At 50.5% G+C, this 20,760-nt stretch carries 11 protein-coding genes; 6 read left to right on the top strand and 5 right to left on the bottom strand.

From position 1 onward, the window contains the following. Positions 1-30 precede the first annotated feature (30 nt). From TBC1_RS03700 to TBC1_RS03685, 3 genes are all read left to right on the top strand, one after another. A complete protein-coding gene (locus TBC1_RS03700; RefSeq protein WP_062038694.1) occupies positions 31-273 on the top strand; it encodes a hypothetical protein in 243 nt (80 codons plus the stop codon). A 413-nt stretch (positions 274-686) separates the two neighbouring features. Continuing rightward, entirely contained in the window at positions 687-3,032 is a 2,346-nt protein-coding gene (locus tag TBC1_RS03690; RefSeq protein ID WP_062038688.1) for a T9SS type A sorting domain-containing protein, read from the top strand. Positions 3,033-3,101: 69 nt separating this feature from the next. Continuing rightward, positions 3,102-3,344, top strand: a complete 243-nt coding sequence (locus TBC1_RS03685) for a hypothetical protein (protein ID WP_062038685.1) — start codon at positions 3,102-3,104, stop codon at positions 3,342-3,344. Between the two features lie 1,032 nt (positions 3,345-4,376). On the opposite strand, the gene TBC1_RS03680 is transcribed toward TBC1_RS03685, so the two are convergent. Both TBC1_RS03680 and TBC1_RS03675 read right to left on the bottom strand, forming a co-directional pair. Continuing rightward, a complete protein-coding gene (locus TBC1_RS03680; protein ID WP_062038682.1) occupies positions 4,377-4,976 on the bottom strand; it encodes an aminotransferase class IV in 600 nt (199 codons plus the stop codon). Then, positions 4,960-5,937 (bottom strand): aminodeoxychorismate synthase component I, encoded by a 978-nt coding sequence (locus tag TBC1_RS03675; protein ID WP_062038679.1) that lies wholly within the window; start codon positions 5,935-5,937, stop codon positions 4,960-4,962. Before TBC1_RS03675 ends, TBC1_RS03680 begins: the two co-directional genes overlap by 17 nt. Positions 5,938-8,805: 2,868 nt before the next feature. Here TBC1_RS03675 and TBC1_RS03665 point away from each other — a divergent pair. After that, on the top strand, positions 8,806-9,372 hold the full coding sequence (locus TBC1_RS03665) for an anthranilate synthase component II (protein ID WP_062038673.1): 567 nt from the start codon (positions 8,806-8,808) through the stop codon (positions 9,370-9,372). 81 nt (positions 9,373-9,453) lie between these two features. On the opposite strand, the gene TBC1_RS03660 is transcribed toward TBC1_RS03665, so the two are convergent. After that, complete coding sequence (locus tag TBC1_RS03660) at positions 9,454-14,112, bottom strand: S8 family serine peptidase (RefSeq protein ID WP_172668816.1); 4,659 nt, start codon at positions 14,110-14,112, stop codon at positions 9,454-9,456. Between the two features lie 653 nt (positions 14,113-14,765). Here TBC1_RS03660 and TBC1_RS03655 point away from each other — a divergent pair. Further along, positions 14,766-16,778, top strand: coding sequence for a thioredoxin domain-containing protein (locus TBC1_RS03655; RefSeq protein ID WP_062038668.1), 2,013 nt, complete (start codon positions 14,766-14,768; stop codon positions 16,776-16,778). A 271-nt stretch (positions 16,779-17,049) separates the two neighbouring features. Next, positions 17,050-17,406 carry an acylphosphatase gene (locus tag TBC1_RS03650; RefSeq protein WP_062038665.1) on the top strand — a complete coding sequence of 119 codons (357 nt, stop codon included), beginning with the start codon at positions 17,050-17,052 and terminating at the stop codon, positions 17,404-17,406. A gap of 164 nt (positions 17,407-17,570) precedes the next feature. On the opposite strand, the gene TBC1_RS03645 is transcribed toward TBC1_RS03650, so the two are convergent. Beyond that, the gene (locus TBC1_RS03645) at positions 17,571-18,740 is read right to left on the bottom strand and encodes a YncE family protein (protein ID WP_137305407.1); all 1,170 of its coding nucleotides are present in this window, start codon (positions 18,738-18,740) and stop codon (positions 17,571-17,573) included. An 8-nt stretch (positions 18,741-18,748) separates the two neighbouring features. Beyond that, positions 18,749-20,737, bottom strand: coding sequence for a TonB-dependent receptor (locus TBC1_RS03640; protein ID WP_062038659.1), 1,989 nt, complete (start codon positions 20,735-20,737; stop codon positions 18,749-18,751). Between the last annotated feature and the right edge of the window lie 23 nt (positions 20,738-20,760).

Raw genomic sequence — 20,760 nt, 5'->3', positions numbered from 1 at the left:
TTGTGAAGCAAAAAAAGAAAAAGATATAGCATGAAAAAAACAGTTAAAATATTGTCCGTAACGCTGATGCTCGCGCTCTTCGCCGGGTTCAGCACTTCCGTTTTTGCACAGGGACCGCCACCTCCTCCCCCTTCCGGAGGTCACGGGCAAACCACCAACCAGCCTGCCGGCGGCGGCGCGCCCATAGGCTCGGCCGTCACGCTGATGCTGGGGTTGTTTGCCGCTTACGGCGCCAAGAAGGCCTGGGATGCCCGAGAGAAGTTAGATGAATAGGCACTTTTTGCCATACCAAAACACCAGGGGGCAGGTAACCGGATAATCCCGTATATACTTTCCGCTTTTTTAACCCTATTGACCTGACAAGTCCTTTATCCAACAGACTTGCCAGGTCTTTTTTTTGTTGAACACCTCTCAGGACGTCCCCATAACCGAAGCACAGTCCATCATGCCGGGTGAGCGGTCACATAGGGCGATGCCGGCTTTTCATTCACTGCTGCTGCCATGTTCTGAATCTTGTAAATGATGAAAAATCAATATGAATGCGGCTTTTGAAAAGGGAAGTAGAAAAATTACTAAGTTTTTGATAATGTGAACGTTGATTTCGTCAACTTTTATGCTATATTTTTGTTCTTTTATTCTGTTTTTGTAATTTTGATGATTATTGTATAAAGTTAAATCAAGCAAATATGAAAAATAACTTACTTAAGTGGGCTTTAGTAAACGTTGCTTTTATAGCTTTATTGACCGCTCCGCTGATGGAAACACAGGCCCAGATTTATGAGCCAGAGGGGCTGAACATGCCCGGCACTTATAATTCCTTTAATAACCCACCAACGAATCTTGCATTTGCCAGTTCAACGCAGGTTACCAATGGACGTATAACAAAAATTACTACCGGTCAAGCCCGCTGGCAGACTGTTTTCAGTGTAGCAGCTTCCGGCGGTGATATTACCGGAGGTTCTTACCAATGGCTTTTTACTAGTGGACCATCAGGTGAATATTATAATAATAAGTGGGCTGGTGTAAATGTTCAGATGAATACACTTCAGACCTATACTCATAATACGGGTAGCGATAATTCTGTTACTTTTACAAATGGCAAATGGTACACGATGAATTGGAAAGATATCGGATATTCAAGTACGGAGGCCATTTTTATTGAAACGGATGCGGAGCCTGTGTCAATAGCTTCTGAATACCGGATTCCGTCCGTCGTATATCCTGATATGAAGCCTGTTGTTTATGCCACACTTTCGGCTCCGGTAGCCGGAGGTCAAGGGGTATATGTAAGGTATTCCAATGATGACTTTACCACGAGTACTATTATTGAGCTTTCGCTTCTTTCAGGTAATACATATCGGGCAGAGTTGCCAAATTTCAGCACCGGAACAATAATCTACTATTTCTTTACTTCAAAAGCCGGGCTTACCTCAATAAATCACTCCAACGCGGATATGTTTACCATTAATTTCCTTAACAATGGTGGCTCAAATTATTCATATACAATTCAGTCAGGTACAGTTAAATTTTCAGCAGCATCAGCAGATTGGTCTGCGGCATCAACATGGGAGGGGGGAACTAAGCCATCAGCGTCTGATCAGGTCGTAATCCAGCATAATGTAAGCCTGGATGAAAACGCAACAGTATCAGGATTGCTGGTAAACCTGAATTCTCAACTTACCATCAATGATGATGCTGCATTAACAGTATCTAATGAACTTGGAAATAACGGAGCCATGTTATTAAGTTCATCTGCCACGGGTACAGGATCTTTGACTCACTCGACCTCCGGTGTACCCGCCACGGTAGAGCGCTATATTGAAGCAGCTACCTGGGAAACCGCCGGCAGCGGCTGGCACCTGCTTTCCTCGCCGGTAGCCGCGCAAGGCATCAGCGGGGACTGGACACCCACCGGCACCGGCAATGATTACGACTTCTACGCATTCGACGAAACCGCCAGCACTGACAACTGGCTTAACCAGAAGGTGGGCGCCAACAACATCACTACATTTATCCCCGGTAAGGGTTACCTGGTAGCTTATCAGCAAACGGATACCAAAACCTTCAGCGGCAACCTGAATGTTGCGGATGTTACCCTGAGCGGGCTTACCAACACCGGTACCAGCGCCTACCCGGGCTGGCACCTGGCGGGCAACCCGTTTGCCAGCGCCATCAACTGGGGCTCCGGCACATGGACAAAAACCAATATCAATGCGGTAGCGCAGGTATGGAGTTCAGCCGACGGAAGTTATAAAACAACCACGGAACAGAGCGATATTATCCCTGCTATGAACGGTTTTATGGTTTATACCACGGGGAGCGGCGAACTCACCATTCCGGCCGATGCACGGGAACACAATGCCGCCAACTGGTACAAGTCGGACGAAGAGTTCATCCTGTTGAAAGCCAACGATCTGGAAGGACTAACATCACAATCGAGCATCGTGCGGTTTAACCCGTCGGCCACAGAGGCTTACGATGCTGATTTCGACGCTTACTTCCTGGCAGGCTTCGCCCCGATGTTCTACTCGGTTTCAGGCAGCAGCCTGTACGCGCTGAACACCCTGCCGGCAGTCAGCAACGAACTGGCAATCCCGTTCGGCTTTGTGAAGAACACGGCCACAAACTACAACATTGAGCTGGCGAAGAATATCCCCGCCACCATCGTTTACCTTACGGACATTAAAACCGGCACGGTTACCAACCTTACCGAAGATGGCGCCTATCACTTTACCGCTGCGGAGGGCGACGATGCCAACCGTTTCACCCTGCACTTCGGCACCCTGGGCATGAATGATCCTTCAACCACTGCTCCGGTAAATATCTACGCATACGGCGGGGTGGTTTACCTCAACGGGCCGGATGCAAAGGCCAGCGTCACCATCACCGACCTTACCGGCCGCGTGGTAATGGCTGAGCGGGTCAATGGCAACGGGCTGGCTATGCTGAATGCAGCGAAACTGCCTAAGGGCGTGTACGTGGTTACCGCCGTGGCGGGATCGCGGGTTGTAAGCGCAAAGGTTATTTTATAATTTTGCCGTGCGGGCGGCGCAGGCCGTCCCGCCGGTTTTTGTGAAGCAAAAAAAAGAAAAAGATATAGCATGAAAAAAACAGTTAAAATATTGTCCGTAACGCTGATGCTCGCGCTCTTCGCCGGGTTCAGCACTTCCGTTTTTGCACAGGGACCGCCACCTCCTCCCCCTTCGGGAGGTCACGGGCAAACCACCAACCAGCCTGCCGGCGGCGGCGCGCCCATAGGCTCGGCCGTCACGCTGATGCTGGGATTGTTTGCCGCTTACGGCGCCAAGAAGGCCTGGGATGCCCGTCACAAGCTGGATGAGTAGCAGGTTTGAGGGAAAGTAAGCGCTTCGGGCAAAGGATTGCGGTCCCGATGGATATCGGGAGCGGATTGCGGATTTCGGATTTGAATTACCGTCCCCGTAATTCCTGACTTCCCCACAGGGCCTGACAACAACAATCAACGAACCGACCTAACAAGTTTTCTACTAACTTGTTAGGTCTTCTTTTTTTGTTAGTGCGCGTCTTTCCCGCCAAGAGGCGGGACGTGCCACGGGCCTCAACAGAATAAAACCTGCATAACCTACTTCGCGCAAAGTCGCATAGACGCAATGATTATTTTGCGTACCCGCAATTCCTGACTTCCCCAAAGGGCCTAACCACAACAATCAACGAACCGACCTAACAAGTTTTCTACTAACTTGTTAGGTCTTCTTTTTTTGTTAGTGCGCGTCTTTCCCGCCAAGAGGCGGGACGTGCCACGGGCCTCAACAGAATAAATCCTGCATAACCTACTCCGCGCAAAGTCCCCGCCACAGCGGGTCAAGCTGCAATGACGCAACGATTATTCTGCGTCCCCGCAATTCCTGACTTCCCCGCAGGGCCTGACCAAAACAATCAACGACCTGACCTAACAAGTTTTCTTATAACTTGTTAGGTCTTCTTTTTGCTGATGTTCCAATCAATGTTTAGTGATGTCAGCCCAAAAAGCAAACTCTCAACTTTTTATCCGCTCAGGCCGCGGGGCCTCGCTTTCGCAACACGACTGCCTAAACTTGACCATTGTTTCATTTCATAGCATTTCATCCAATTCTTTGAAAATAGGTTTTGGAAGGTCAACTTTAGAAGGTCGCTTTTGCGAAAGCTGAAAATTTTTCCCACTGCCTAACAGCACTGGGATTACAAAGAAAAAGAAATTGAGTTTTTTTACGAGTCAAGTGCTTCCAATCCGATTTGAGCCTGACCTAACAAGCTTTCTTCCTACTTTCTACTTCCTACTTCTTACTTCTTACTTCTGAATCTTTGAATCTTTAAGTCTTTGAATCTTTGAATCCTTGAATCTTTGAATCTTTGAATCCTCAGAACCTCACCCCGCTCACCGGAAAAGCCCTCCGGGGCCTGAACCCCCGCAATGCATTGATCAGCAGTATGGATTCGTAATGGTACAGGTTGTCCACCCTGATCGGAACAGGGATCAGCATATTTTCGTCAATCAGCCGGGCACGGCAGGTACCGGGGAGCAGCGGCGCCAGGGGGGTGAACCATTGCCCGTTTTTCAGCAGCGCCACATTGGCGTAAATGCTGTCGGTAATCAGGCCGTTCTTCACAATCAGCACATCGTCGCAACTGCCGCGCTGCGCAAACAGATTCAACAGGGCTGTTCTTTCAGCAAACTTCAGGTTATAGGTGATCGTGTTATCCTCAATCAGTTTCAGGCTGCTGATGGCATTGAAAACATAGGGCCGGAAGGTAATTTCCCTGATCTCCGTATCGTAATCCACCCGGCAGCGGTATTGGCCTGAGGCAGCAGAAGGCGGCACCTTTATCTCCTCCGTCAACAGGAAGGATGGCACACGGCCGGAAGCGGCCTTTACCGAAGCATCAACCCTTTGCTGGTGCCAGCGAAGGTTTTCGGGCCTGCCGTCGCGGATGCTGATGGTTTCAAACAAAAGGGACATATACCTTATCGATCAGTTCACGGTATTCACTTTCAGGGTTGCTGTTGATGGTAATCCCGCCGCCGCTCCGGAAAAGTTTACCTCCGGGCGAATTTTCAATAAAACGGATCATCACGGCCGAATCCAGCCCGTGACCGTCGAAAATCCCGCAGATGCCGGTATAGTAGCCCCGTTCATCCGGTTCGGCCCTGCGGATAATCTCCAGGGTTTTCTTTTTGGGCGCCCCGGAAATGCTTCCGGCAGGCAGCAACGCCCGGAGGAGGGTGCCGACCTGTGAGGCCCAGTCAACGGGCAGCCGGCCGGTGATCTCGGAACTGGCCTGCAACAGATGCCGGTGATTGGTCCGTATCTCTTCGAGGTACCTGAAGCGCTTCACCTTTACCGCTTCCGCGACCATGCTCAGGTCGTTGCGGATCAGGTCGACGATGGTATGGTGTTCGGCGATCTCTTTGGCATCTTCGAGCAGCAGGCGGTCGGCACCGGGCATACCGGCGTCGATGGTGCCCTTCATGGGAAAGGAAGAGATGACCCCGTTATTAATCCTGACAAAGCACTCCGGCGAAAAAACGGTAAACGCATCCCTGAAAAGCAGTTTGTAAGGCGCCCGGCTAAGGAAGAAGATTTCGGACAGGGTGCGGTTGATCTTTACGGGTGTCGGAAAGGTAAGGTTCAGCAGATAGGAATTGCCGGATTGCAGGCCGGCCATCACGGGTTCGAAGGCCTTCAGGTAATCGCTGAAAGGGATGGGATACTTTTCAAATATCAATGAATCCGCAGGTGCTGAAAATGACGGCGCTCCGTTGGAATACCCCCTGAAATCAAAGAAAATACCTTCTTTTGCGGCCTCTTCCAATGGCAGCACCACCGGTTTGCGGCATTCAAAGTCAATGACAAACAGGAATGGCAGGCGTTTGCCGCCAAAGTGGTTCATCAATTCGAAAGCCTTTTTCGCCTGATCCATGGATTGATTTAAAATGCGAAAATACTAATTCTGGAGGCTCGTAAGTGTGTCAGGGTAGCAGTGATTGCCACGAATGCACGAATCCGGCTAGCGCGCTTCTTTCCGACACGTTCCAAGTAGTTTCCACGGAGGTAATTAAACCACAATAGGCACAATAGAACACAATAGAACACAATAGAACCCGCCGGATCGACAACATTTTCAAATTTTCACATTCTTTCATTCTCAAATCATCACATTCTCAAATCATCACATCACCACACGCGTGCAACGGACCTCAACAGAATAAAACCTGCATAACCTACCCCGCGCAAAGCCGCAATGACGCAATGATTATATTGTGTCCCCGCAATTCCTGACTTCTCCACAGGGCCCCACCACAACAAGCAACGAACCGACCTGACAAGTCTTCTTTACGACTTGTTAGGTCTTCTTTTTTTAGTTAGCGCGCGTCTTTCCCGCCAAGAGGCGGGACGTGCCACGGGCATCAATAGAATAAGGTCTGCATAACCAACCCCGCGCAAAGTCCCCGCCACAGCGGGGCAAGCTGCTACGATGCAAAGATTATTCTGCGTCCCCGTAATTCCTGACTTCCCCACAGGGGCCTCACCACAACAATCAACGAACCGACCTAACAAGTTTTCTTCCAACTTGTTAGGTCTTCTTTTTATTGATCTTCCAATCAAAGCCTGGTGATGTCAGCACAATCTGTTGACTTTATTCTTTCTATCCGCTCAGGCCGCGGGGCCGCGCATTCGCAACGCGACTGCCTGTTTTTCTGTAGTACCAAGGTTAGCTGTTTTAGTTTTATCAGATGATATAGCGTACGAAAACCAGAAGGTCGCTTATGCGAATGCTGAAAATTTTTTACGCTGCCTTACGTCACTGGGATTACAAAGAAAACAGAGAATCATGGAATCCAGTTAGCGCGCGTCTTTCCCGCCAAGAGGCGGGACGTACCACGGACCTCAACGGAATAAAGCCTGCATAACCTACCCCACGCAAAGACGCTACGACGCAAAGATTATATTGCGTCCCCGCAATTCCTGACTTCTCAACAGGGCCTGACCAAAACAATCAACGACCTTACCTAACAAGTCTTCTCCCGACTTGTCAGGCCTTCTTTCTACTGATGTTCCAATCAATGCCTGATGATGTCAGCACAAACTGTTGACTTTCTTCTTTTTATCCGCTCAGGCCGCGGGGCCGCGCATTCGCACCGCGACTGCCTGTTTTTCTGTAGTACCAAGGTTAGCTGTTTTAGTTTTATCAGATGATACAGCGTACGAAAACCAGAAGGTCGCTTATGCGAATGCTGAAATTTTTTCGCACTGCCTTACGTTACTGGGATTACAAAGAAAACAGAGAATCCTGGAATCCAGTTAGCGCGCGTCTTTCCCGCCAAGAGGCGGGACGTGCCACGGACCTCAACGGAATAAAGCCTGCATAACCTACCCCACGCAAAGTCCCCGCCACAGCGGGGCAAGCTGCTACGAAGCAAAGATTATATTGCGTCCCCGCAATTCCTGACTTCTCAACAGGGCCTGACCAAAACAATCAACGACCTTACCTAACAAGTCTTCTCCCGACTTGTCAGGCCTTCTTTCTACTGATATTCCAATCAATGCTTAGTGATGTCAGCACAATCTGTTGACTTCCTTCTTTTTATCCGCTCAGGCCGCGGGGCCGCGCATATTATTTTGGCCTGAAAGAGTACGTCCGCGTAAGCGGGATTAACAATTAAAATAGGATTGGCCTTCCAAAAATGGCGTTAAGAAAACAGGCAGCGTGGAATAAAGAAGAAACGTCTGTGATAATGGCTGGCGATGCACCGGTGATTTTTGTACATCGGTCTTGAGCAGAGGGGGAATGTAACAACCTTCGTTTCTTAAGCCCGACTTAATCAATAGGTTATTGGAATCAGCTATTAGTATTAGACATATTCCTATTGATTTAGTCGGGATAATCCCGCATAGAGGCTGTTTCATTATGTGCAAACAGAATGATTACAGCCTCTTTTGCGAATACACCAAGCGAAGCGCGGTGTATTTTCAGGATTCCGGCCAAAACGCTCGCCTGTTTTCAGCCATTTTTGGGAAGCCTTGACTTTTTGCTACTTTTTGGTCAAGCAAAAAGTAGAAGAAGTAAAAAATGATAATCCGTTGGAAATAAGTGATTATCCGTGCAGATAGGCTTCAACTTGTCAGGTCTTCTTTTTGCAACCAGCGCGCGTCCTCCCGAAGCATGCCACGGGCATCGATCACCTAATCTGTCCTTCGGACATCTTCTCCTGACTTCGACTTCGCTCAGTCACCTCAAGGAGAAGAACCAACTAAGCAGGCCTTTCAATTGTGAATCCGTCCCGGTGGTCGAGCGGCGGTGGTCGAGCGGCGGTGGTCGAGCGAAGCCGAGACCAACCGGGATAACCTACCCCGCGCAAAGCCGCAATGACGCAATGATTATCTTGTGTCCCCGCAATTCCTGACTTCTCAACAGGGCCTGACCACAAAAATCAACAACCTGACCTAACAAGTTTTCTTTCAAGTTGTTAGGTCTTCTTGCTTCCACCTGGCCCCTCCGCGACCTTTGCGTCTTCTCAGCGACCTTTGCGGTAAAAAAACCGCGGAGAACGCAGAGGTTTTCGCAGAGGGCCGCAGAGACTAATCTGAGCCAACAATATCTTTGAATCCTTGAACCGACCGAAGGGAGCTCAGCGAAGCTAATCCTTGAATTCTTGAATCTTTTGAATCTTTGAATCCTTGAATCTTTGAATCCTTGAATCTTTGAATATTTGAATATTTGAATCCTTTAACCGACCGAAGGGAGCTCGTATAAAAATCCTGATTATTTTTGCGCGATGCCGCCGCTATGAAAATCCTGCTGCTCGACAATTACGATTCATTTACCTGGAACCTGGTTCAGTTGCTGCGCGAGGCAGGAGCTAACGCCATTGAAGTGATTAAAAATGACCGGGACGCTTCAGCTGCAGCGGAGGCCGCCGACGCCATCGTGATCAGCCCGGGCCCTGGGCTGCCCTCCGAAGCCGGAAATACCTGCATCCTGATCAGGGAATGGGCCGGCAGAAAAAAAATGCTGGGCGTTTGCCTGGGCATGCAGGCCATGGCCGAAGTCTTCGGGGGAAAATTATTTCAGCCGGGCAACATCCTCCACGGTGAAACGGTAAAAGTAACGCCCCTGCTACCCGCCGACCCGCTTTTTGCAGGTTTGGGAACCGGATTCGAAGCCGGACTCTACCACAGCTGGGCCGTGGCGGCTCCCCTCCCCGCCTGTCTGCGCATCACCTCTACCGATAGCCGGGGTGTGATCATGAGCCTGCGGCACAAAGAGTTTGATCTCTGCGGCGTTCAGTTTCATCCCGAATCGGTCATGACCCCGGAAGGACTTCGGATGATGAAAAACTGGCTGGGATCCTGACCGGACACAGCCATTCCCGGACAAAAAAAGCAGGACCCGCTGCCGGATCCTGCCGTTTTCTTTAGTATCAAACAATTTGCCTTACCTGCTGAGCACCACCTTGTGGCTGCTCCGGCCCTGCCCGCTGATCAGGCTTACAATGTAAATGCCATTGGCGAGGGTTCCGGCTTCCAGCTTAATCACTGCTTCTCCTTTAACGGATTTTTCGAGCAATGTGGAGCCCTGCAGGGTGCTGAGGATAACTACCCCTTCAACGGGGCCATTGCCTAGCAGATAAATCACGGAACCGTGGGCATAAACCTTCAGACCGGCGGCCATGTCCTGTTCATCCAATCCCAGGGTGCCGAAAATCAGTTCAAAACGGTCAGGGGCATCACCTTCTTCAGCGGTGAACTCCACCACAGGAGTTTCGTTAAGCGAATACAGCTCCCCGGTTTTCAGGTCATTCAGATACAGGAGCATATCCGGATAAAGGGCATCAAACTGAGCCTCAAAAACGTAGCTATCAGCTTCATTTTTCACAAATCCCAGCGGAATCACTGCACCGGTGGCAATGGAAGGCAGGGTGTTGACGGAAAGCTTCCGGCCGCCGAAGAGGCTGTAAAACTGCGGTGCAAAGCCGGGAAGAAAACCTGCATCCAGCTGAACATCAAAATATTCTGTAGCTGCCTGATTCAGGTTGATGGCCGCGCGCTGACGGGTACCCTGAATTGATTCGCTGACCGAAAGGGCGATGGAAGGCTCCGGAGCTGCAGGCAGAAAAGCTGCTTCATGTGTACGCGACTCAGCAGGGATGTGATAGGCGGCAGTTTCCTGAAGTACCTCCACCGCGAAGCCTGACATCGCCGGAATGATGGCTCCGGGGTATAGCTCGTTGAACGATCCTTCCTCAGCATTCCACACTTTACCGATAGCGGCAAACTGCGGATCAGACGAATTATAACTTACGGATGCCGTAAACGGGTTGCCCAAAACATGCCATCCGTTGCCGGTATTCTGCAGTTCACGACTGAACGATGTACCATCCAGCAACCCGGCCCCAGAACGCACCCCAGTTGTTTCATAACCGCTGAGATAGGCATGTCCCCGAATCATCTGTGTCTCAAACGCCGGGTTCCAGGTTTCGTCCTCCAGTCGTGAAGCAATCCAGCTGCCGGAAGCCTCTGCCCATTTCAGCAGTCCGTCTCCGGGCATGGAGAACTCAGGCTCAAAATCAACAGTAAAAGGCATGGACAGCAGTTGCCAGCCCTCTGCGCCCATTGCGGATCCGGCATATACCTCAACCGTGGCATGCAGTTCATTTTCAGGATGGATAAGCGTGGCATGGCCCTGTTCATCAGCGCTCAGCAGCAGGCCCGGTGCACCTGACATATTCAAAAGTGAACCGGTGACTGTTACTTGCGCATCGGGTGCAAGGGTAAGCGCGGCTCCGGGATGAATATTAATTCCGGTCATTTCAAGGCTTCCGCTGATCACAGGCTGGTTGGGGGCGGGCAATATCTGCGCGGTATTGGTTTGTTCCGGCACTGCCAGACGCCAGTTACCCGGGTTCGTCCATTCACTGCCCGATTTACCGGTCCAGTAGTTGTCGGCGGGAACGATGCCGATGTTGTCAACTGCCAGCGTGGCCGCGTCGTTGCCTTCATATACGAACGCCAGTCTTATGCGCTTGCCCAGATAGCCATCCATATTGATCAGCACCTGCTGCTGGTAAAGGTTGCTGCCGGTTTCAGGGCTGTCCATCACCAGCGCCGGGCGCCAGTTCCCCTCATCAAAGATATTCACATAAAAGCGGTTGACTGCCGTATCGCTGTTGGCGTAATACAGCATAAACCCAAGGTCGGTATTCCCTGTTCCGGGCATCTGCAGCTCTCCGGTGATTAGCCAGTTGAAGCCGGTGGCAGCGCCATCGATAACAGCAGAACGTTCTCCGCCGTGGATATAATCACTGCCTGAACCATTGAAGGATTCAGGCGTACAGACAAACCATGATCCTTCCGTTGCCGGAACCAGGTTGTTGCCTTCCAGTCCGCCGTCTTCCGCAGTATTCATCATTACCTGCCAGCATTCAAATGCGTCATTCATCCCCTCAAAGGTTTCATCCCAGGGCGTTTCTGCATAGCAAAGGGTGGTAAATCCAAGAGGACCGGTCCATACACTGCTGTTTTCATCATCACAGGCGCCACGCACATAAATGTCATAAGCAGTGTTGGCTTCGAGCCCTTCGATCGTCAATGTCGTGTCGGCAATCCCGGTAAGCAATGTTCCTGTACCGGGTTCAAATCCCTGCACGCCGGTTTCCACATCCCAGGCGGTGGCCGGCTCCACAGCGGTCCAGCCGATCAGCGCCGAAGCGGAGGTGATGTCGGTGACCGTGAGGTTCTCGGGCGGGAAGCAGGATACCGGCACTTCGATGTGAAACTCATCGATATAGATGCTGTTGCCCTGTTCGCTCATCCCTTTCAGGATAATATAAGTAAGTTTGTTGTAATACGATGCCGGCAGTTCAAATACGTACCGCTGCCAGCCGCTTTCATCAGTTTCGGGCGAAAGCGCAGCCGAGCGGTGCACGGTTCCCAGCAGGGTGGCAAAACCGGCATTGGGCGAAATGTTGGCATACACCTCAACTCTGTCGGCTGTCGCAGGCTCTTCGCTGTCGCGGAACATCCAGAAACTGATTTCATAGTTGTCACTGCCGAACATCACCGGAGGGGTTACCAGTAAACCACTGGTTCCGGCCATATATTCATTACTGTTGAAGCGGGCCATGGCTTCGCCGGACTGAGGTTCACAAAGCGGGTCTGTGCCGGTCAGTTGCCGGTCCCACAATCCTTCACCGGCGCCGGCCAGTTTCTTGTTTTCCCATGAAGCGGGCGGGAAAGCCTCCTCTTCAAAATCCTGGTGGTACGGGAAGTTCACGATGGGATCCTTCAGGGTAATGGCATTGGCAGACAGCCCGGGTGAATATTCATTGACTTCGTTCACCGACCAGGCTTTGTAGAAATAGGGGGTATTGCTGCTGAGGTCCGTGTGCTGAAAAGTACTTTCCGGACCGAGGTAAAGAATGGTTCCGCCGCCTTCAATCACCTCGCCGGGCTGATAAGGCTGCTCCTGTACCGGATCACCGAACACGTCTTCGGTATTCCATGCTATCATCACATCATCGTCTTCTGCATTTTTTACCCAGTTGAGGTTGATCTGTGTATGGCTGGCCGGCAATGCCGAAAAGGCCAGGGGGTTATTTACCAGGATCATCTGGTTAAGTGTTTCGAGGAGGGCACTGTGCGCATTCACGCGGCCGGTCCCCAGTTTGCCGATATAACCGGGATTTACCCCGTAATGATCGTCGGTGGTATTGCGGATAATATCAGCTACCTGTGCCGGAGTAAACTGACCATACGCCAGCGAAATCATCAGTGCGGCGATGCCCGAAACATGCGGACAAGCCATGGAAGTCCCTTCGTAAAAACCATAATTGCTGTTTCTCCAGCAGCTGAGCACGCCCCGCTGGCTCACCTGGTTGGTCTCTCCCCCGGGGGCTGAAACATCAATCCAGGTATCGTAGTTCGAATACCATGAGCGTTTATCCTGGTTGTTGGTGGCTGCTACCGAGAAACATCCCGAATAGTAACCGGGATACCATTGACCCTGTGAACCGCTGTTTCCTGCGGCAAAGATCGTAATCCCACCCTCAGGCATGGCTTCACCTCCGCCGTTGATGTTGAAGTAGTCAATGGCATCGAGCACAGCCTGCTCATAATAACCGGGCGATGTGTATCCCCATGAATTCTGCGATATTGCGGCGCCGTTGTCGGCCGCCCAGATGGGTGCATTCTGGAATCCGCCGCCACCGGAAGTGGGGTTAAATACCTGGCACGACATCAGCCGCACTCCGTCGCCCGGACCCGAGCCACCGGCCACGCCCGAAATCCCGATGCCGTTGTTGTTGACACCGGCCACGGTTCCGGCCACATGTGATCCGTGATCCCCGGGAACAATGTTCGGAGAGTTGTTAATAAAGTTGTATCCCAACCCTTCCCACATATTTTCGATCAGGTCAGGATGGTTGGTCTGAATACCCTGGTCAATAACCGCGACGATCACTTCAGGATTTCCTTTGGTGATCTCCCATGCCTCGGGCAGGTCAACGTCAGCATCGGGGGTACCGTTTTGCTGACCGGTATTGTGATAATGCCATTGTTCATCGTAACGCGGGTCGTCCGGCGTCCAGGCAGTGCCCCTCAGCGCTTCCCCTTCTGCCTTTCCATCAGGCAATTGATTAATAACCAACTCTTTTACATACTCAGGTTCCGCCACCAGTACTTCTCCCAGGGCGGCATAGGCCTGAACCAGCTGTTTCACATCCAGTTCCTCATCAAAATGCAGGGTATACCAGAGGTGAAAGCCCCATGCACGGTGGCGTTCGCTGAAGCGGGATGAAAAAGCCGGAGAGCCGAAGGTTTTTTCAAAACCTGATACGCCGAATTGCCTGTTCAGCCGGTCAATGCTTTCAATTCCGAAAGTAACCGTGCCCCTGGCATCCACCGTCACCGGCATTTCGTCAAGCTGCCGGGTGTAGGATTCCTGAACCTTCACTTTTAAAATGCCACGGGTAATAGCAGCATCCGGAACAGTCGCCAGATCAATGGGCGGTCGCTCGCCGCGCTGTACACGGTAAGTTTGCTGGGCATCTGCCCGGCTCAGGGCCAGAACGGCCATTAAAACAAGTAATAGTCTCATTGTCATAGAGTGTTTATTGCAGATTTCTTATTAAGCGGCAGCCTCTACCCTTTTCCGGACATATAGACTACACCCCGGAAACCGGGACAGACACTCCGGGAAATTGGTGATTGAAATCCGGGTAAAGGACGCCTTAAGGGTGCTAAGTTATAATAAATCTAAATAACAGCCGGAATTATAAGAAAAGATATGTTATACTGCTTCTTTCTTTCAAATATTAATCACTGATTTAAAATACATTATGCGAATCAAGGGTTTAAACTATCTGCATATCTCAGCGGTTACGGATGTATCTCTGTAAAATAATCTTTCATATACACAGCGGTTCACAGAGAAACCACGACTTGTACCTTTCTATGGCAGGAAATGTCCCAATAAAATGAACCGGCAACCAGCAGAAATGCAGAATGAATTAGGATTTCCGACCCACCCGGGCACGTCGGTTTCATATTGCTGATTATTTTCTCCGAACACCCAACTTCTCCGGATTCATACTTTTGTCATAAAATTATGTAATTTCCCCGCCATCGGCGGATCGTATGCTTCCAGAGATAAGAAATGAATGTATTTGAAGCGTTTCACTCCGGCCATTAAACACTCGGGGTAAAACCTTGTTTATAAGAAATAGCCCTCACACCATTATTATAAGCCATATGCCCAACCGACTGATCAACGAAACGAGCCCTTACCTGCTTCAGCATGCACACAATCCGGTTGACTGGTATCCTTACGGGGAAGAAGCGTTTGCCGCAGCGCGCGAGCGCAACCGGCCGCTGCTGATCAGTATAGGATACTCGGCCTGCCATTGGTGCCATGTGATGGAGCATGAGAGTTTCAGCAAGCCTGAGATCGCGGAGGTGATGAACCGGCTGTTTGTGTGCGTGAAGGTTGACCGGGAAGAGCGGCCGGATGTTGACCTGCTTTACATGAATGCAGTCCAATTGCTGCATAACAGCGGAGGATGGCCGCTCAACTGCTTCGCCCTGCCCGACGGCAGTCCGTTCTGGGGCGGCACCTATTTCAGGCCCGCGCAATGGGCTGATTTGTTGATGCAAATTTCAGATCTGTATGACAACAGCCATGAAGAACTGAAAATACAGGCTTCCAGGCTTATGGAAGGCATCAGCGGGCAGAACATGGTGGAGGCGCCAGCCAACCCCTCAGGCATTGACCGTGCTTTTCCTGATGAGACCTATGAGCAGCTTTCGTTGCGGTTCGACGGCATAAACGGCGGAATGACCGGCGCCCCGAAATTTCCCATGCCGGTAGTATGGCAATTTGTGCTGGATTATTATGACCTCTCCGGAAAAACCGAAGCCCTTGATTACGCGCTCAAAACGCTGAGAGCCATGGCCATGGGCGGTATTTACGATCAGATAGGGGGAGGATTCGCACGCTACAGCACCGATGCGCACTGGAAAGTCCCCCACTTTGAAAAAATGCTGTACGACAACGCCCAGCTTATTTCATTGTATGCAAAAGCCTTCCGTATCAGCGGCCATAAAGAGTTGCTTGAAATTATTCAGCAATCGATCTCTTTTACTGAACGTGAACTCACTTCTCCGGAAGGCGCATTTTATGCCGCGCTGGATGCCGACAGCGAGGGAGAAGAAGGCAGGTTTTACGTCTGGACCAGGGATGAAATCATGAATGTATTGCCGGAATACGGAGCGTTGCTTTCGGAATACTGGGGCATCGATCAGGAGGGTCGATGGGAACACGGACGCAACATCCTGCTGCGGCCACTTACCGACGAGGTGTTTGCTACCAGACAGCACCTCAGCGCAGAGGAGCTGAAACAGCTGGTGCGTATGGCTTCTGCCCTCTTACTGAAAGAAAGGAACAAACGCGTCAGGCCCGGCCTGGACGACAAGATACTGATTTCATGGAACAGCCTGATGATCAAGGCGTATGCCGATGCTTACCGGGTAACGCAGCACCAGCCCTGGCTCGATGCCGCGCTGAAAGCAGCCCGATTCAGCGAAAAAGAAATGATTCGGGAAGATGGCAGCCTGCTGCGCACCTGGAAAAACGGGAACGCGAGAATCGAGGGAATACTGAATGACTATGCATACCTGGCCGAGGCTTTTATTACACTTTATCAGGTCAGTTTTGACGAAGGATGGCTGCACGCTGCAAAACGGTTGACTGACAATGTGCTGCGTACTTTTGGTGATGCAAACTCCCCCCTCTTCTGGTTTTCGGCTGATCATCCCGGCGCAGGGCCGGAGGTCGTGCGGGTGATAGAAACCACTGACGGGGTTGAACCCTCAGGGAATGCCGTTATGTCAAAAGTATTGCTGTTTCTGGGCCATTACTTTTCGGAAAATACGTATACAGACAGGGCCGAAAAAATGATTCAGCGGATGCAGGCAAGGATAAATGCCTACCCCCAGGCCTATGCCTGCTGGGCCTCATCGGCTATGCTGCTTGCCTCCGGTATCCGCACCCTGGTGATTACCGGCCCTGAAGCTTTTGATTTTGCCAGGACACTTTTCGCAAAACAAACGGCTTCAACGCTCCTGGCGGCCTCCATCTCACCTTCAGACCTGCCGATATTTGAAAACCGGTTTAAAGACGGCGAAACCCTGATCTACCAGTGCCTTGGATCTGTCTGCCAGGCCCCGGTTTCTAATCCTGATCAGGTTGATCATCATTTACTATAAAAACAACTGATTTATCAGCATATCTTTACTTAAAAGCCTGTATTTAAAGGATTTCAGCCTTATAGGTGAATGTACGCATTGATAATTCACAAAAAATTAATAAAAAATCAGTATTTACACCTATTGCATTTTAATTTTTTGTATTTAACTTTACACTTCCTAAGAAATTAATTTTTGTATTGAATTTCAGCGGCTGTTCCTTACCGGCAGCCGTTCATTCTCTGAAGCTGTTTTGGTATCAGTTTCTGATTAAACTTAACCAATTTGCCGGATGCGTGTAGCAGCAGACATCAGGATATCCATCGACCAGCCTTGCAAAGGGTTCAGATTTTACATACTGAACAAGGGGAGGGAAATGAATTTATGCGGCAGCATCTCGAATGAGGTATCTCAACACAGGATACTGATTCATGCAGAAGGAGAAGAGACCACCATGCAGAAATATATTGAACTGATTTCGAAGGGAAGTCCATATTGCAAAGTCCTCAGCATCAATGCCACACCCGGCGAAGTCATCCATTGTTCACGGTTCGACATCATCAATCAGGAACCCCGGCCCATACGCTCCATTGCACCGGATGAAAGACCACGCCGTTTTGCTTTTAAAATCGGCATCTTCGGATTATAATTTCCGCCTTCACCCCCTAAATGATTCTATTTCCGGATCCTGTACAGCATTGCAGGCGCTTCCTGATTAATATCAGAGCATTCGCAAACCCGCCGCTGAAAGCCCAAAGCACCCGCGTCCCTTCAGACACTAAAGGCTTTCCCGCGAGCAGGTCAGGTATAGATTCAGTTTCCCGGAATACCGGTACGGTGAAGAAAGGCAAAATATGCAGGGTTGATGCCGGTGTTGAGTGAAAACTGCAGTTTTCCGGTTTTGTCGAATGCATAAACGCGCCCTGTTCCGGTAAAATTCATGGCATCCGCAATGTAAATCAACCCAGTCACCGGGTCGCAGGCTATGCCGTAAGCAACGAGAATATCTGTGCCATCTTTGATAAACTGCTCATCCGCCAATTGCATGGAAAGTGTATTTACGACCATCACCGTGCTTTTACCGCTGTTCCAGTCATAATTATATACATAGGCAGTATCGCCTGCCACTGTAAAGCCCAGGGCTTCAAAACCGCCGAAAGTTTTTACCAGGTTACCCAAGGTATCCATCACCTGCAGATGGCTCTTCACATCTCCGTAATTACCTCTTGAAATCAGGTAAAGGTGGCCGTGACCATCGGGCCGGATGGTATACGGGTTGATGCCTACCGTATAACGCGATACTTCAGAAAACGTCTCCGGATCAATCACCGACACGGTGTTGTCGTAATCCGGGAATGCCAGGCCTCCTGAATTGGAAACCCATATCTTACCATAAGCCGCTGTAATTCCGTCGGGATTTCTGCCGGCTTCAATCAACCTGACTACCTCTAACCGGGCAGTGTCGATCACAGCCACGGTGTTATCAAAATTGCACACGAAGACATATTTACCATAAGGGGCAATTTTCCTTGGCTGCCGCGGCTTGCTGCCGTCAAAAAGCGGGATCCGGCCGAGGCTGACGCCCGAGACCGCGTCAGCTACTTCGAGCTGACTTGAAACATTCACGACAATATAAAGTTTGGAACCGTAGATACAGGCATCACTGCCCGTATCACCCAGTCCGCGACCGTTCTTATTAAAAAAATAGTCCGTTTCAGCCGTTGAATCACTGAAATTATAAAACGTAAGTCCTGCATTGTTCTGGTTAAACAAGCCCTCGTTCAGCACATATATACCGGCAGAATATACGGTTGTATCATTCTCCTGAGGCCGGGGCTGATCAGGTTCCTTGCGGCAGGATGAATGCAGCATCATCAAAGGAAACAGCATTGCCGTCAGCCACAACTGCCGGCACGGTAAGGCCACCGGTTTTATGTAGCACCTGTCTTTGTTCACTGTCATCACTCCGATAAATTTCATCATATCAAAAATCAAAAAGTAAAAGTGCCGCTGATTACAATACCCCTTCCGGGCATCGGAAAACTCCTGATTACCACATAGTCTTTATCAAAAAGATTGGTTACCCCTGCCTTAATCCTGTACTTGTACCTTCCGGCCTCAGGGTTCCATGCTACACCGGCGTCACTGATCCACCAGGAAGGAAGCAGGTTCTGCGGAATATTTTCTGCTGAAACATACCTGTAACCGTTGAAAAGAACGTTGTAGTCGAGTGAAAATGCCCGGTAACCGAATTGAAACATGGCAGAAAAGGTTTCATAGGGGATATAAGGAATCTGATTTCCGTAGACTGAAGAATTTTTATCGCTGATATCACTGGCCTTCTGGAAGGTATAGGCAAGGTTCACTGAAATTCTGCTGCGCCGGTTCATTGCCGCAGTGGCATCTAACTGAAAGTCCAGCCCCCCGGTGCTGACTTCACCGATATTCTGCATCGACCATACAAAAAGGTTCTGCGTGGGGATGGCAACAATTTTATTATGAACCCTGTTGAAAAAAGCATCGGCGCTCAACATGAGCAGCACGCCTTTGAAAGGCGCGTATGATCCAAGTATACCGGTGTTCAGCTGTTGCGCACTTTCGGGGAAGAGCCGGGGATTCCCGACCAGGGCGTAGTATAATTCGTTGAATGCCGGCATCCTGAATGAGTGCTTGTACATCATCCTGAGCCTCAGCGAAGGGACATCAGCAATCCTGACCGAAACTGAGAAGTAGGGAGATACTTTATGCGTAAGGTCTTCTTCGGACGCATTTTTCCCGCTGTCCTTGATGACACTTGCCAGAATTCCGGCTTCGGCGCCGGTATTCCGGGTTTGATGGGCCAATATTGCCGACAACAGAAAACTGCCCCGCCACGGATCAGTTTTGTATTGGCTTCCCGAAAAGGTATTCAGGATGAAATCTGATGCCAGTGAAGCGGAGAAATGCCTGCCGAGCGCAATTGTGCCTGCCTGCGACAGGTAAAATTCCTGCTGGAGGTAGCGGTTGTCAAGACTGTAGGTGTAACCAAGATAATCGGGATCGAGATAACGTAGCCAGGCATACGACCAACCGGCATTGGTAAGCAGTGAAACCCGCTTTTTTTCAGACATCAGCTGAAACCCCAGGCTCAGATCCTTATTGGTCAGCCGCTGTGAGGCATGTGGATTATAAAACACCACAGCGCCGGGAAGTCCGCGTTCGGCGTTGTAAAATCCAGCAAATACGCGTAATTCGGTGCTGTCGCCGGGCCTGGCAAAAAACCTGAGATTGGCCGACAGCGAGGTCAGGTCGCCATTGCCGCGTTTGAGGGTTTCAGATCCGGCAGGCCCGTTGTCAACCAGGTAGGAATAATCCCCTTTTGAAAAGAGCGGATTTACGTCTATGCCAATCCATGAGTCTTGCCCGGTTTTGTGATCCAGCCTCAAAAACGGATTGAACAGTCCGAACGATCCACCCTTAATGCCGATGTTGCCTCTTGTTTTATACTTCCCGAAGTCGGGCCTGATGCTCCTCAGGTTGATGATGCTGGCACCTGAGCGCGCCCTTGCCGGCATGGGCTCACTTCCTCCACCTCCCACGTTCAGGCTGACTTCCTCAAGATTCCCCAGCGGAAACTTACCCAGGTCAGGCTGACCGCTGGCGATGTCCGAAACCGGCGCCCCGTCGATAAAAACACCGGTATGCTGAGCACCGAGGCTTCTGACCATAACGGTCTTCAGCCCCCCCGCCCCACCGTAATCGCGCAGGGTAACCCCCGAAAATGTCCTGAGGGCATCCGCAACCGAATTTCCGGCAACAGCAGCAATCTGATTACCCGACAAACTCTGCAGCGGAAAAGACGAGAGCTCTTTCCGGCTGATTTTTTCCGATGCTATCTCAACCCCTTTAAGCAGAAGCGTATCGGAAACCGGCTCCTGGGCCGTTGCCCGGATGATCAGGACAGCCAGCAGCAACACGGTTACCGTTACATTTCTTCTCATTGGTCAACAGATTTTTATCGATG

It is taken from the genome of Lentimicrobium saccharophilum (assembly GCF_001192835.1).
In the GTDB taxonomy this organism is placed as follows: domain Bacteria; phylum Bacteroidota; class Bacteroidia; order Bacteroidales; family Lentimicrobiaceae; genus Lentimicrobium; species Lentimicrobium saccharophilum.
Note: the sequence above shows the minus strand (reverse complement) of the source record. Positions and strands in the feature narration are given on the sequence as shown.

Coding starts and splice junctions, on each gene's coding strand:
- TBC1_RS03640 (WP_062038659.1), bottom strand. CDS start 20,737: ATGAGAAGAAATGTAACGGTAACCGTGTTGCTGCTGGCTGTCCTGATC.
- TBC1_RS03665 (WP_062038673.1), top strand. CDS start 8,806: ATGAAAATCCTGCTGCTCGACAATTACGATTCATTTACCTGGAACCTG.
- TBC1_RS03700 (WP_062038694.1), top strand. CDS start 31: ATGAAAAAAACAGTTAAAATATTGTCCGTAACGCTGATGCTCGCGCTC.
- TBC1_RS03645 (WP_137305407.1), bottom strand. CDS start 18,740: ATGATGAAATTTATCGGAGTGATGACAGTGAACAAAGACAGGTGCTAC.
- TBC1_RS03675 (WP_062038679.1), bottom strand. CDS start 5,937: ATGGATCAGGCGAAAAAGGCTTTCGAATTGATGAACCACTTTGGCGGC.
- TBC1_RS03680 (WP_062038682.1), bottom strand. CDS start 4,976: ATGTCCCTTTTGTTTGAAACCATCAGCATCCGCGACGGCAGGCCCGAA.
- TBC1_RS03660 (WP_172668816.1), bottom strand. CDS start 14,112: ATGAGACTATTACTTGTTTTAATGGCCGTTCTGGCCCTGAGCCGGGCA.
- TBC1_RS03685 (WP_062038685.1), top strand. CDS start 3,102: ATGAAAAAAACAGTTAAAATATTGTCCGTAACGCTGATGCTCGCGCTC.
- TBC1_RS03650 (WP_062038665.1), top strand. CDS start 17,050: ATGCGTGTAGCAGCAGACATCAGGATATCCATCGACCAGCCTTGCAAA.
- TBC1_RS03655 (WP_062038668.1), top strand. CDS start 14,766: ATGCCCAACCGACTGATCAACGAAACGAGCCCTTACCTGCTTCAGCAT.
- TBC1_RS03690 (WP_062038688.1), top strand. CDS start 687: ATGAAAAATAACTTACTTAAGTGGGCTTTAGTAAACGTTGCTTTTATA.